Annotated in this window: 13 protein-coding genes and 1 tRNA gene; 4 read left to right on the top strand and 10 right to left on the bottom strand. The window is 60.8% G+C overall.

The window, feature by feature from the left end; translation table 11 throughout:
* Positions 1-4: 4 nt before the first annotated feature.
* The 9 genes from sctS to sctW are packed head-to-tail and all read right to left on the bottom strand — an operon-like array spanning position 5 to position 8,255.
* Positions 5-268, bottom strand: a complete 264-nt coding sequence (gene sctS / locus ACS5Q8_RS03595; protein ID WP_276196412.1) for a type III secretion system export apparatus subunit SctS — start codon at positions 266-268, stop codon at positions 5-7.
* 7 nt (positions 269-275) lie between these two features.
* Positions 276-929 (bottom strand): type III secretion system export apparatus subunit SctR, encoded by a 654-nt coding sequence (sctR, locus tag ACS5Q8_RS03590; RefSeq protein WP_276196411.1) that lies wholly within the window; start codon positions 927-929, stop codon positions 276-278.
* Positions 926-1,939: a FliM/FliN family flagellar motor switch protein gene (locus ACS5Q8_RS03585; protein WP_276196410.1), complete on the bottom strand. Its 1,014-nt coding sequence runs from the start codon at positions 1,937-1,939 to the stop codon at positions 926-928. The genes sctR and ACS5Q8_RS03585 overlap by 4 nt, the downstream gene beginning before the upstream one ends.
* Positions 1,936-2,394: a type III secretion system HrpP C-terminal domain-containing protein gene (locus ACS5Q8_RS03580; protein WP_276196409.1), complete on the bottom strand. Its 459-nt coding sequence runs from the start codon at positions 2,392-2,394 to the stop codon at positions 1,936-1,938. The genes ACS5Q8_RS03585 and ACS5Q8_RS03580 overlap by 4 nt, the downstream gene beginning before the upstream one ends.
* Complete coding sequence (gene sctO, locus ACS5Q8_RS03575) at positions 2,391-2,819, bottom strand: type III secretion system stalk subunit SctO (protein ID WP_465159838.1); 429 nt, start codon at positions 2,817-2,819, stop codon at positions 2,391-2,393. Before sctO ends, ACS5Q8_RS03580 begins: the two co-directional genes overlap by 4 nt.
* Positions 2,806-4,164: a FliI/YscN family ATPase gene (locus ACS5Q8_RS03570; RefSeq protein ID WP_276196408.1), complete on the bottom strand. Its 1,359-nt coding sequence runs from the start codon at positions 4,162-4,164 to the stop codon at positions 2,806-2,808. The genes sctO and ACS5Q8_RS03570 overlap by 14 nt, the downstream gene beginning before the upstream one ends.
* The gene (locus tag ACS5Q8_RS03565) at positions 4,161-5,063 is read right to left on the bottom strand and encodes an FHA domain-containing protein (protein WP_465159837.1); all 903 of its coding nucleotides are present in this window, start codon (positions 5,061-5,063) and stop codon (positions 4,161-4,163) included. Before ACS5Q8_RS03565 ends, ACS5Q8_RS03570 begins: the two co-directional genes overlap by 4 nt.
* Positions 5,064-5,100: 37 nt before the next feature.
* Positions 5,101-7,194 (bottom strand): type III secretion system export apparatus subunit SctV, encoded by a 2,094-nt coding sequence (gene sctV / locus ACS5Q8_RS03560; protein ID WP_247405709.1) that lies wholly within the window; start codon positions 7,192-7,194, stop codon positions 5,101-5,103.
* On the bottom strand, positions 7,191-8,255 hold the full coding sequence (gene sctW, locus ACS5Q8_RS03555; protein ID WP_465159836.1) for a type III secretion system gatekeeper subunit SctW: 1,065 nt from the start codon (positions 8,253-8,255) through the stop codon (positions 7,191-7,193). The genes sctV and sctW overlap by 4 nt, the downstream gene beginning before the upstream one ends.
* A 263-nt stretch (positions 8,256-8,518) precedes the next feature.
* On the opposite strand from sctW, the gene ACS5Q8_RS03550 reads away from it, so the two are divergent.
* On the top strand, positions 8,519-9,070 hold the full coding sequence (locus ACS5Q8_RS03550) for an RNA polymerase sigma factor (RefSeq protein ID WP_253393287.1): 552 nt from the start codon (positions 8,519-8,521) through the stop codon (positions 9,068-9,070).
* Positions 9,071-9,120: 50 nt separating this feature from the next.
* Here ACS5Q8_RS03550 and ACS5Q8_RS03545 read toward each other — a convergent pair whose 3' ends face one another.
* Positions 9,121-10,317 (bottom strand): MFS transporter, encoded by a 1,197-nt coding sequence (locus ACS5Q8_RS03545; protein ID WP_465159835.1) that lies wholly within the window; start codon positions 10,315-10,317, stop codon positions 9,121-9,123.
* 416 nt (positions 10,318-10,733) lie between these two features.
* Here ACS5Q8_RS03545 and ACS5Q8_RS03540 point away from each other — a divergent pair, with 416 nt between their 5' ends.
* The 3 genes from ACS5Q8_RS03540 (at position 10,734) to ACS5Q8_RS03530 (ending at position 12,795) form a co-directional block, all read left to right on the top strand.
* Positions 10,734-10,973, top strand: coding sequence for a hypothetical protein (locus ACS5Q8_RS03540; RefSeq protein WP_247405696.1), 240 nt, complete (start codon positions 10,734-10,736; stop codon positions 10,971-10,973).
* A gap of 152 nt (positions 10,974-11,125) precedes the next feature.
* Positions 11,126-11,202 (top strand) — tRNA-Met (locus ACS5Q8_RS03535).
* Positions 11,203-11,439: 237 nt separating this feature from the next.
* Positions 11,440-12,795 (top strand): PBS lyase, encoded by a 1,356-nt coding sequence (locus ACS5Q8_RS03530; protein ID WP_465159834.1) that lies wholly within the window; start codon positions 11,440-11,442, stop codon positions 12,793-12,795.
* Positions 12,796-13,130 lie beyond the last annotated feature (335 nt).

Here is a 13,130-nt window from a genome sequence, read left to right as displayed (position 1 = left end):
CGCCTCAACTCAAGGCCGAACGGGCGATCATGTCGAACGTCAGGTTGATTAACTGGACCAACTCCAGGCCAATCCAACGCCCGGTCACCACCAGCGTGATGCCAACGGCGACCAGCTTGATACCGAAGGGCAGCGTCTGGTCTTGTATCTGCATCAACGCCTGGATCAGCGACGTCAGGACGCCCACGATCACCGCGACAATCAGCGGCGGCGCCGTCAGCACCACCACCAGCAGCATGCCCTGCTTGAACAGTACGATCGGTTCCATAGGCAGCTCAGAGATAGGAAAGGAACAGGCTGTCCAGTAGCCGCGACCAGCCGGACACCATCACAAACAGCAGTAATTTGAGCGGCAGCGAAATGGTCATGGGCGAGACCATTTGCATACCCAGCGCCAGCAGCAGGTTGGAGACAATCAGGTCAATCACGATAAAGGGGATGTAGATCAGGAACCCGATCTCGAACCCCGCCTGCAACTGCGACAGCACATACGCCGGGACCAGCAGGATCAGGTCTTCACGCTGGACCTCCTGCGCCATGGCCGGCGGCCACATGCGCGCGGTGTTTTCCAGCAGGTGGGTGAGGATGTCCGGGTCACTGTTACGGACCATAAAAGCCCGCAACGGCTGCACCGCTTCAAGCCCGGTCTGTTGAAGCATGCTCACGTTGCTCAAGTCCAGGGGCGTTACCTTGACGACCTCCGCGATCTCATACCCCACGGGCGCCATGATGAACAGGGTCGCCGCCAACGCGATGCCGTTGATGGCCATGCTCGGCGGCACCTGCTGCACACCGATCGCGTTGCGGGTGATCATCAGCACAATCACGATCTTCAAGAACGCGGTGCAGACGATCAACAGCATGGGCATCAACGACAATGCGCCCACGAACATGGCCAGAACAATCGGGTCTATCCCTTGAAAACTCATCGGGAAAAGATCACACGAGACATCTGCAACCCCAAGCGCCCGTCCACTTCCACCAATTGCCCCACGCCCAGCGGGCGGTCGCCGTAATACAACCCGGCCATGCCCGGCGCATACCCGGAAATGCCCAGCACCGCGCCGGGCGCCAGGTTGCGCAGCTCGCCGAGGGTCAGGTTGAGCGTGCCACATCGCACATTGAGCGCCATGCTCAGCTCATCGAACGGCTCATGCCCAAAGACATCCATCACCGGCGTGTCGTCTTCATGCCCCGAGTAGGGCGGTGTTGCAAAATCCTCTTCCAAAGGCGCTTCCTCGATCGAAGTAAGGGTCAGGCAGATAGGCCCAGATTCATCATCAATAAACACACACAGACGGTGGCCGCCGACCTGCACATGACCCTCGCCATGGGCTTGGAAAAACGCTTGCTCGAACACCAGCACGTCGCCGGCCCGCAGGCCGCGCAATTGGCTGAGGGGAACGCGCAGGCGCCCGATCGTCACGGGCAGCGCCAACTGAAAACGCGCCGGCATCGGGCTGGCCATGCGGCGCCATGCCCCCGCCTCGCACAACGCCAGAAAGCTCTGCGCCGACAGCCACAAATAGCCCACGACGTGGGACGCGCCGAGCGTCACGCACAGCCGGCAACCGAAGTTCAAAGGCCGCGCAGAGGGCAGTAGCCGCAGATGCCCCAACAGCGCCCGCACCTGGGCGCTCAAATGATGCTGAAACAAGGCCCAGAACCAGGAGTCCGGATCGTTGCCCGCCTGCGCCAACGTCACCGGGCATTCGCCCAGCAAGCTGAATTGCGGCCCCGGCTCACTGAACCCCAATACGCCGCAGGCGGTTTCGAAACACAGCGGCTGGATGCCCACGGGGGCAGTGCCGGGCTCCAGCCGTAACTCGCCACGCAGCTCGCCAACCTGATACGGCATACGCAATCCACGCCCCAAGCGCTGCCGGGCCGCCGCCACATCGCCCTTGACCGTGGGCAACGCCAGAGCGGGCATCATCATGCCGGCGCCGTGTGGGTTAAGCGCAGGCTGACCGGCCGCGCCAGGCTCTCGGCAAGCCTTTGCTCAGACTGCTGCCGTACCCCGCTGAGCCAGCGTGTCGTGCTCTCGCGCTCCGCCTGCAATTCAATCGTCCAGACGCCCTGCTCTCGACCGATGCGGCTGTCAATCCGCCCCAGGTGCGGCAAGTACAAGACCGCCGTCAGCGGCCACTGCGAAGCGCCGTCAATCCGCGAAACCAATCGCTCGCTCAACGCATCGACCAGGGAGATATCGCCTGAAGCCTTGATTCCGGCCAGGGACGGCCATTGGCCCGCGTCGTGGCTGTCATCATTCAACAACTGGGCAAACAGTCGCCGGTCCTCCCACGGCACCACGGCGTCGATCACCGGTACACGATCTAGCCGAAACTCACGCAGGTTCAGGCGTTCAGGCGGGATGACGGAAACGTGGTTCATAGCGGTTCCTGCGTCAGTAAATGGGAGAGTTCTTGGATTTTTTCCACCTGGCGCAGGCACAACGTCACCTGTTTTTGCGCACTGCCGACCTGCGCCGCCTGCTCTTCGCGCTGCCCTTGCAGGTCCTTCAACTGGCTTTCTTCGCGGCGGGTGCCGGCCGACAAGTCGTGCTCCTTGGCGCTCCAGGTTTTCAGCGCCTTGAAGGTCAACACCTGCCCCTGGTGTTCACTCAACAGCTGCGCGCATTGCCGGGCTTCTTCCAGGCGCGTTTGCTCAAGCGTCGCCTGGGCCTGCTGGATATGCGCGACCAGCGCTTGCTGCGCTCGCTTGGCCTCGCGCAGCGCACGCTCGGCGCGGTCTGCGCGGTAGCGACGCAAACGCCGCAAGGTGTCGATTTCACCCGACAAGACTTCAGAAAGGGACATAGGCAGTCAGCTCCATCAAGTGATCCAGGGTCGTGGCGATCGGCGAGGGCTCACGCAAGTCCTGGCGCAAGAAACCATCCACCGCCTGGCGGCTGTCCACGGCCAGATCGGTCAGCTCATCGTTACCGGGCTGGTACTCGCCCAACTTGAGCATCAGCTCGATCTGCTGGTAAGCCGACAACAGGCGACGCAACGCCGTACCGGCCTGGATGTGCCCAGGCTCGGCAACGTTGCTCAAAATTCGCGAAAGGCTCGCCAACACATCCACCGCCGGGTAGTGGCCGCGCTCGGCCAGCTTGCGGGACAGCACGATATGGCCGTCGAGCAGCGAACGAACTTCATCGGCCACCGGATCGCTCATCGAGTCCTGCTCGATCAGCACGGTGTAGATCGCGGTGATCACGCCTTCGCGCGTTAACCCGGCGCGCTCCACCAAGCGCGGCAACAAGCTGTACACCGAGGGCGGCAAACCACCACGGCCCAAGGGTTCGCCGGCGGCCAGGCCGATTTCGCGCTGGGCCCTGGCGAAACGGGTCAAGGAGTCGATCAGCAACAACACGCGCTTGCCCTTGCGCCGGAAACCTTCGGCCAGTGCGGTCGCCGTGAACGCGGCCCGCGCACGTTCCATGCTGGAGCGGTCGGACGTGGCGCACACCAACACGGCCTTGGCACGCAATTGATCATCCAGTTCGTGGTCGAGGAATTCACGCAATTCCCGTCCCCGCTCACCGATCAAGCCGAACACAATCACATCGCACTCCACGTTACGGGCGATCTCGGCCAACAAGGTGGTTTTGCCGCAACCGGCGCCGGCAAACAGCCCGACGCGCTGGCCCTCGCCCAACGTCAGCAGGCCATCGATCGAGCGCACGCCAGTGGCCAACGCGCGGCTGATGCGCGGGCGCTCCGTGGGCAATGGCGCCTCGCACAACACCGCGGTCGCGTCGGGCGTATCCGCCTCGACGAACGCACTGGGCCCCTCGCCTGCGATCGGGCGACCAAAACCATCCAGCACCTGGCCCAACAGTTCATCACTGACCCGCACCCGGTGCGGCACACCCAGGCGCTCCACTGCGGCGCCGACGCGCACGCCCTCCAGATTGCCCAGGGCACTGAGCACCGCATCCTGCTGATCAAACCCGATGATTTCGGCCAGCATGTAATCACCGGGATTTTTTTCGACCTGGCACAGATCACCGATACGCGCCTGGGGCAGCCGGCACTGCAGCAGCATGCCGTTGACGCGCTGGATACGACCGCGCATCGACACGGGCGCGAAACGGGCCAGCCCCTGGGACTGAATCAATTGCCACGCGTCGAGACGCTCCTGCACCGTGCCGCTCACCAGTGCACCTCATAGCGTTGCGCGCCGTCGAACACCACCTTGCTGTTGTCGATCAGCACCAACCGCAGGCCATCCACTTCATCGCCGACGAACAAGCGATCGCCGTGTTCCAGCACCACATGGCCGCTCGGCCCGCCGATGATCTGCAAAATTTTGAACGGCAGGACGTTGTCACGTACCCGCACACGGCTGATCACCGGCACGGCGGTATCGAACTGTTCACCAAAACGGCTGAGCATGCGCGCGACGAGCTCCACCTCCTGCTGGGACACATCGCCATTGAGGGCGATCTGCCCATTGATCACCTGCAAGCTGATCCGATGGTCCAGCTCGCGTTCGCCGAGCATCTTGAGCAACTGCTGGCGCACTTCGAACGGCGAGGCGAGGTCGGGCTTTTGCGGCACGACGGGCATCAACGATGCCTGGGCCTCATGCTCGCCGGTGGACGCCATGCCGACCGCCACGATGATGACCGCGCACGCCAGCACCAGACTGATCAGGCGCTTCTGCTGAAACGGCGGGATGGCCGACAACACCAGCGTTGCCGGCACCTCGCGGCGCGGCTCGGCTGCCGCGGGTGCCTGCGGGGCTGCCGCCCGGGGCCAAGGCTGATCGACCAAGGCGACGCACAGGCGAATGCTGCCCAGCGAAAAAGGCGTATTGAGCGCCAGGTCGGCGATCTGTGCCAGCGCCTGCCCGCTGCTGCTTTGCAACAGCCCGGCTTCAGCCTGCACCGACCAGAACCCGTCGATCAGCCGCAGCCACGCGTGATGCTCGACCACTCCCGCGTCGGTCAGCAGCAGATCCGCGTCAGCGTGGCAACCCAGGCTCCACTGCTCGCCAAACAACGGCAACGCAGCGCCCTGATTCAAACCTTCCAGCACGCGCAGCTCAAACATCAGCACGTCCTCCCTGGCGCGGGTATGCAGGTTGCGCTCATGCCGCCGCTCCTCGCATCAGCTCGTCCTGGCCCAGGTCAAAGCGCCCCAGCACCTTGACCTTGGAGGCGCTCCCCAGCTCAGCAAACGACAGCACCGGTACATGGCTGAACTCTTCAATCAGCAACGTGCGCAAGGGACTGCGCAGGTCCTGGGCCACCAACATCACGCTCTTGCTTTTGGGCCGCACGGAAAACGCTTGGTTAAGCAGGTTGACCAACGAAGCGCTGCTGTCGTTGTCGAGGGCGAAGAACACCCCGGTCTGGGTCTGGCGCAGCGCCTCGCGCAGCACGTTTTCGGTCTGCGGCGACAACAGCCAGGCATGCAGGCCGTCCGCCTCGCTGTACTGGTGGAAAATCTGCGATTTAAGCGCAATGCGCGCGTAGTCCGCCAAGGCGTCCGGCTCACGTTCATGCTGACCGTACTCGATCAACGACTCGACAATCAGGCGCACGGCACGTAACGGCACACCTTCACCCGCGAGGCGCTGCAGCACCGCCGAGAAGCGCGACAGCGGCATGATCCGCTGCAGCTCCTGCACCAGCTCCGGCTGGTTGTGCTCAAGCCAGCCGAGGATCGCCTTGCTCTCCTGAATCCCAAGAAACTGCGGGCCGCTGAGCATCATGGCCTGCTTCATGCGGTCGATGATCAGGCTGGTTGCGCTGAAGCGTTCCAACTGCGGGTCATCCAGCAGCGGATCGTCGGGCGGCAGCCAGAGCCAGTCCTGCTCGTCGCGCTCGGCCAACCCCTGCACCGCGTGGGCCGGCTCATCTGCCAGCGCCTTGCGTTCCACCGCCACCAGCATGACCACCGACGCCTTGATCATCGGCACTTCGTGGACGCAAAAACGCATCTCATCGTCGGCCAGCGAGGCGACGAGTTCGACCTCGAACGGTGGCAGCGTCAGGCCGATGTTGGCGACCATCGCATTGCGCGCCTGGCGAATCCCGTGGATGAGTTCCGTGACCTCGGGCGAACCTTGCAGAACCGGTGAAAACTGCAACAGGTAGGGACGCGACGGATCGAACCCGCGCAAATCTTCGTCGCCGTTGTCTTCAGGGCGAACCACATCGGTGGCTTCCGCTTGCGGCTCTTCCTCGCGCTGGCGTTGACGCGCCAGGTAATAACCGAGGCCGCCCGTCATCATCGAAATGAGGATGAAGACCAACGTAGGCATGCCCGGCAAGGCGGCAAAAGCCAGCATGCCCACCGACGCGATCATCCAGCTCTTGGGTTCGCTGGTCATCTGCCGGGCAATTTCCGCGCCCATGTTACTGGCACCCTTGCGCCCATCCGGTGCCGCACGGGTGATGATCATGCCGGCGGTCAGCGAGATCAGCAGCGCGGGAATTTGCGCAATCAGGCCGTCACCGATGGTCAGCACCGAATACAACGCCATCGAGTCGCCAGCGCTCATGCCGTGCTGGAACATCCCGGTGGAAAAACCGCCCAATAGGTTGATCACCACAATGACCAGCCCGGCAATCGCATCGCCTTTAACGAACTTCATCGCGCCGTCCATTGCGCCGAACAACTGGCTCTCGCGGCCCAACTGCTCACGCTTGTCACGCGCCTGGCCGCCGTCGATCAAACCGGCACGCAGGTCGCTGTCGATGGACATCTGCTTGCCCGGCATCGCGTCGAGGCTGAAGCGCGCCGCCACTTCGGCCACCCGCTCCGAGCCCTTGGTAATCACCAGGAAGTTGACGAGCGTCAGGATCATGAAAATCACCAGCCCCACCGCCAGGTTACCGCCCACCACGAAGTTGCCGAACGCTTCCACGATGTCACCCGCGTCCTGCTCCAACAAAATCAAACGCGTGGTGGCAATCGACAGCGCCAGACGAAACATGGTGGTCAGCAGCAAAATCGAGGGGAAGGAAGAGAACGCCAACGGCCCGGGCAAATACAGCGCCAGCACGATCAACAGGCAGGAAATACAGATATTCAGCGCAATCAGAATATCCACCAGCCAGGTCGGCAACGGCACGATAAAGATAAACACAATGGCCATGACCACCACCGCGCCCAATACCTCGGCACGCCGCGCCACCTTGAGCAGCACAGCGTTGATGGTCGCCAGCACCTTCATGCGCTGCCCCTCAATTCGCTGGCAATATGGGCGTCGCCCCGCTCCACCCGTGTGAACTCGTCCATCACCAACAAGAATTTGTGCAAGGCCTCCTGGCGCCCGCGGCTGTCACGCCACAAGCTCTGAGGCAGGCGCTGGATCACCGGGTACAGGCCGTTGAGGGACACCAGTTGGCCGATCGCCAGCTCGCCACCGAGGTCTTCGGCCAGGCGCAATACCTCGCCCGAATCGACACCCGTGGCGGTGTACCCCAGCAGGCGCTGCAACAGACTCACCGAATCCTCATCGGTGCTCAGGCGCTGCAGCAATGCCTGGCAATTGGCTAACGCCCCGCCCAACTGAGCGCAGCTTTGCAGCCCCAGCAGCAACGTGCGCAACTGCGCCGTGGGCACCGAGGGCGAATGCGCGGCGATGTCATCAGCCAGGGCCCGGCGCATCACATTGAGGCCGTCAGCGAAGCGGTCACCGCCGAACAGGCCTAACAACGATTGCATCATCGTTGCCAGGGATTGGCGCGTGACCACACTGGCGTAATACAGCGAACGCACGGCCTGGCGCTCTTGCGGATTGCCAGCGGCCTGCTCCAGCGCAAAGGCAATGTTCAGGCCGGCCTGGATTTCCCCCTTGAAGCGCACCCGCAACCGATCAATCGCCTCTTGCGCCAAGGCCTCTTCGCTAACGCGCACTTCGGCTTGCGCTTGCGCCGCCACATGCTTGAGCACCACGAATGCGCGCGCCGGGTCGCCGCCGGTCAGCGCCAGCAACTTGTCCGCGCTGACTTTGTGCATCAGTTGTGAACGCACCCGGCGCGCCATTGACGCCATGGTCTCCTGGGCCGGGTGGCCCAATTGATCGTAGATCCGCGCGAGCTGCTCGACGGCAGGCACGGCCACCCCCATCGCGCGGCGGTTCAACGCCTGGCTGTTAAGCGCAACTTCCTGATTGAAAATCTGGGCGATGTCGTCGAGCCCTGTCGCCGCAGCCGCTGCTTGGCCAGCGCTGACGCGCGGTTGTTCCACGCGTTGGATCAGTTGCACATCGTTGAGCGATTCGACTTTCATGGGGCGGGCCAGGACGTAGAGTTTGTGTCCCTATGTGGCAAACGCAGGCTTTACGGTTCCAACAAATTTCCTCTATGCGCGGTTTTGAAATTACCGGCACAACCCTACCCAGGCTTTTGCAAAAAACCGCACAAAACCCTCCAAGCAAAAAATATTTATTTATATAAATCAACACGTTGTGAATTTTTTCTGTTTGGCACAGCCGGTGCTAAAGGGGTTCCCATCGAAACCATTTCGATCGCGTCCACCCTGAGGAAAAAATCATGGATATCCCTATTGGTGCTTTAGCTCACCTTGTTGGCGGCTCGCCTCAATTCATGCTCCACCTGACGGACGATCAGCAAAAGAAGCTCCGGCGCTTCATACACAAGCGCGTACTCAACCCGGAAGATGCGGACGATATTCTGCAGTTGACCTACCTGGAGGCCTGGCGCAACAGGGAGCGTTTCAGCGGCCAGGCAACCCTTAGCACCTGGATGTGCGGCATTGCGCAGAACCTGATCCGCAACCACTTCCGGCGCATGTATGCCAAACCGGTGCATTGCGAATTCGATGAAGCGCTGTGGCACGGCCAGGAAGACAGCCAGAACCTGGATTGGGAGTTCGAGGTCAACCGCCGCCTGGAAAAAACCCTGGTCGCCATCAAGGACCTGCCCACCGAGATGCGCAAAACGCTGTACGCCTCGCTGGAAACCGACGGCAGCTATCAGGACACCGCCGACGCCCTCGACATTCCGATCGGCACCGTGCGCTCACGCCTGTCACGGGCGCGCGAACACCTAAAGCGCGCCACGCGCACCCCGTTACAACCGTAGTCCAGCCTCGCTGGCAACCGTTGGGCGAGAGGGATATCTGCCCAACCGTATCAAGCCTTTTTCGTGCGCGGCAGCAAGATCGCCAGCAGCCCGAACAGCGGCAAGAACGCGCATAGCCGGTACACGTACTCGATGCCGCGACTATCCGCCACGTGCCCCAACAGCGCCGCACCGATCCCGCCAAAACCGAACATCAGCCCGAAGAACACCCCGGCGATCATCCCCACATTGCCCGGCACCAACTCCTGCGCGTACACCACAATCGCCGAGAAGGCCGAGGCCAGGACGAAGCCGATAATCACGCTGAGCACGCTGGTCCAGAACAGGTCCACATGGGGCATCAACAACGTGAACGGCGCCGCGCCAAGGATCGAAAACCAGATCACCGCCTTACGCCCGATCCGGTCGCCAATCGGCCCGCCAAAGAACGTCCCCGCCGCCACCGCGCCGAGGAACAGGAACAGGTGCAACTGCGAGCTGGCCACCGACAGGTCGAACTTCTCGATCAGGTAAAACGTGAAGTAACTGGTGATGCTCGCCATGTAGAAGTACTTGGAAAACACCAGCAGCCCCAGCACCACCAGGGCCGCCATCACGCGTTGCTTCGACAGCCCATGCGTCGCCGCCTGGCCGGCCTTGAGCGTGAACAGGCTCAAGTGCGTGCGATACCAGCGGCTGATCGCATACAGCAGCACCAGCGCAAAGACCGCGAACAGACCGAACCAGGCCACATTGCCCTGGCCGAACGGAATGATGATCGCCGCCGCCAGCAACGGGCCGAACGCCGAGCCCGCGTTGCCGCCGACCTGGAACGTCGACTGTGCCAGGCCATAACGCCCGCCCGACGCCAGCCGCGCCACGCGGGACGCCTCCGGGTGAAAGGTCGACGAACCGATCCCGATCAACGCCGCCGCCAGCAAAATCAGCGCGAAGCTGCCGACCTGGGACATCATCACAATCCCCACCAGGGTGCAGACCATCCCGCACGGCAACAGAAACGGCTGGGGATGACGATCGGTGTAATAACCCACCCACGGCTGCAACAGCGAGGCGGTGAGCTGGAACGTCAGGGTAATCAGCCCGACCTGGGTGAACGTCAGGCCATAACTTGCCTTGAGCATCGGATAGATCGAGGGCAGCACTGACTGGATCAAGTCATTGATCAAATGCGCCAGCGCCACCGCGCCGATGATCCGCATGACCAGCGGGCTGGTTTGCCCGGCGGCGGGGGAATTGCCAAGAGCCATAAGAGGGTTCCGTACAGCGGGGGAATGCACAGGTGCAGGTGCGACAATGTGCCACTTTTACACGCGGCAAGGCTATCCCGTTAGGGAGCTAACGACGTTGCGGTCATGCTTTGTAAAAGGCCAGCAGGGTGGATCGCTTTAATTTGAAGGATGTTTCCTAGACAATCCCCGGCGCCTTGTGCCTGTGGAAACCGCTGGCTAGTCTTCGATCCGTCACTGGAATCAGTGATCGGGTTTAGTCGCCCGGATTCTTAATCAGGCGCATGCACCTCCATGAGTTTTATGGTGGCTGTGCGCAGGGCACCTTCGGGTGCGCCGGGTTTTCCTGATTAGCCGGTCGACTAACCTGCGTACAGCCGCCACCCATTCGTTTAGTCGCGACGGGGCCGGCTTTTGACTTAATCAGGAGCTATACCATGACCAAAGCACTCCCCGACCCGCCCATCGACTGCCTCGCCGTCAACGAACACCTCAGCTTCGAAGACGCCCAGCTCTACATCGCCCACCTGATCCACAGCGCCTCGGCCACCGTGCTGGACTGCGGCGACCACCTGCCCCCCCACGACCGCGCCAAAATCCACGCCGTGTGGCACCTGCTGGAAATGGCCAAAACCGTGGTCGACCGCTCCATCGACTGCATGCCCCGCACGTCCTGACCGTCAACGCCGATCAACTGTGGGAGACCTGCAAATCCCCCGCCACCCGTCGGCCCAGCCAGGGCTTTTCGTTAAACAGTTGAAAGCGTAGATAAAAATTCAATAAAAACGCTTGACGCTTTGTCGTTCTCCGCGAATAATGCGCGCCACTTGGCTACATAGCTCAGTTGGTTAGAGCATAGCATTCATAATGCTGGGGTCCGGGGTTCAAGTCCCTGTGTAGCCACCAAGTACCGATCCATAGATGTCTACAGCAGTCTATGAATCACCTCAAGAAGCCCGCCTCGTGCGGGCTTTCTTGTTTCTGGCTATCTCTCCTTGTATCCCCCTATACCTTTCTCCTCAGACCAAATCGTCTGTTTCGCTGGTCACCTAGCAGGGCCGCTGGTAACCACTAAAAGTAACCACCTCGCATGGTTACCCTCTATCAAAACACCCCCCACAAGCGCATAGAAAGGATTGAAGCGTGACTTTCATACAGAAGTGGCTAGATAGACTGAGGAACAAACAAGTACCAGCTTCCTCATGGTCTGAACATCGACGCAACGAAGCCTTGGAACTACTCAAAAATGCCAAGAGTAAAGAAACCTGGGTAGAACTCAGTACCCACTACAACGGTTTCGTTCGAGAGGTCGCAGTCAGGGAATTGTGCAGCCACCTTTCCCCAGAAGCGTTAGTGGCTTTGATAGATCGGCTGAATGATTGGGTTCCACAGATTCGCGATTTGGCGTTAGTAGGCATGAATCACTATCTGTCGATCTCGCAGACTAAAGCGTTGCTATTTGCGCTGGAGCCTCTTATGGCGCTGGCTGCGCGGCAGAGAGCCGATCATGGCCCCACGTTAATATCCGTATGCGATGTACTACAGTCACCCGAAATCCAGGATGAGGTCTACGCAAATTTCCTTACTCGGCAAGGAAAAGCTGCGCGCTATCTGTTTGCGCTTTTGCTGGAAAAAAATACCGCCCCAGAAGCACTTCTCCGTAGCGCCCTGGCCCATCGTGAGCTGACCGTAAGGCTAGCAGCCGTGTCTGCATGCAAGGAGCTGCCAGCTGCGCAAGCTTCGCCATTGCTGCTTGAAGCCCTGTCACAGCCAGGAGCCAAAGTGCGGGTCTGCGTACTACGCGCATTGCTCCCATTGTTCGACAATCCAAGGCCGCTTTTACGCAAGGCCTTGCTGGATGCATCGCCCTCGATCCGTAGCCTGGCACGCTTTGAGGCACCACGTAATAACGTCGACACACTGGCGGTGCTATCAGAACGGGTGAACCAAGATGTGCCCGCAGGGAAACGTGATTGGCTCGGTGTTCTTGGCCTGGCAGCAGAGCTTAACGCCGAACTCGACGAGCGATGGCTGACAGAAGCGCTACGTTCTAGTTATTCCACCGTGCGGCATGCGGCTGTGCGCCTGCTCGGGGATGACCAATTGCCCGAACTGTTTGAGGCGCTTGATGATCCGTCGGACAAAGTGTTTGGTGCTGCGGTGACGGCGCTAGACAAACAACCATGGAATTCCGTGCGCGCGGGATTAGACGAAAAGTTAGATCTGGACTGGCATGAACGGTCGACAGCCCGCCGCCAAGCGATACTTCAATTAAAGCCGGGATGGCAACAGGTGGCATATCTGTTGGAACGGCTGGACACAGAGCCCGTTGTGAAGGCTTTCTGGCTTCGTCAAGTTGAGCTGTGGTGCGATCGCCAATATCAAATTGTCGACCCGGTAACGTCGAAGATTGAGCGAGGAGTGCTGGTAAAAAAACTTCAGAGCTTGGCCGCGGCAGGTCTCATCCGCAGCGACATTGTTGCCCGCATTGCGAGATGACTGGGGTGTAAACGGTGTATTACCGTTCAACTCGTGACTCGATACCCACCTGGTTACCATCTATCACAGTGATCTCCGTCACGGAGTCACCCGACGCCCGCCAACCTTGATAATTGTTAACCTGGTGATGGGTTGGCCAGGTCACAAAATGCAATGCCACCGCGATATAGTAATACTTGTCTGCGCTATACAAAGGCATGGCATGAAAACCAGCGAACTCCTACAGCATCCTTTGGTCCATGCACTCAGAGGGCACTGGTGCCTCTTTGTCGTTGAACGGTAGTAAGCGCCGGCGGAGAAGGACCATGAGAGAAACCACAACCGATTTGCCCGAG

The sequence above is a fragment of the Pseudomonas sp. PAMC25584 genome (assembly GCF_058135675.1).
The sequence above is the reverse complement of the archived record's forward strand: the minus strand, read 5'-3'. Positions and strand labels throughout refer to the sequence as shown.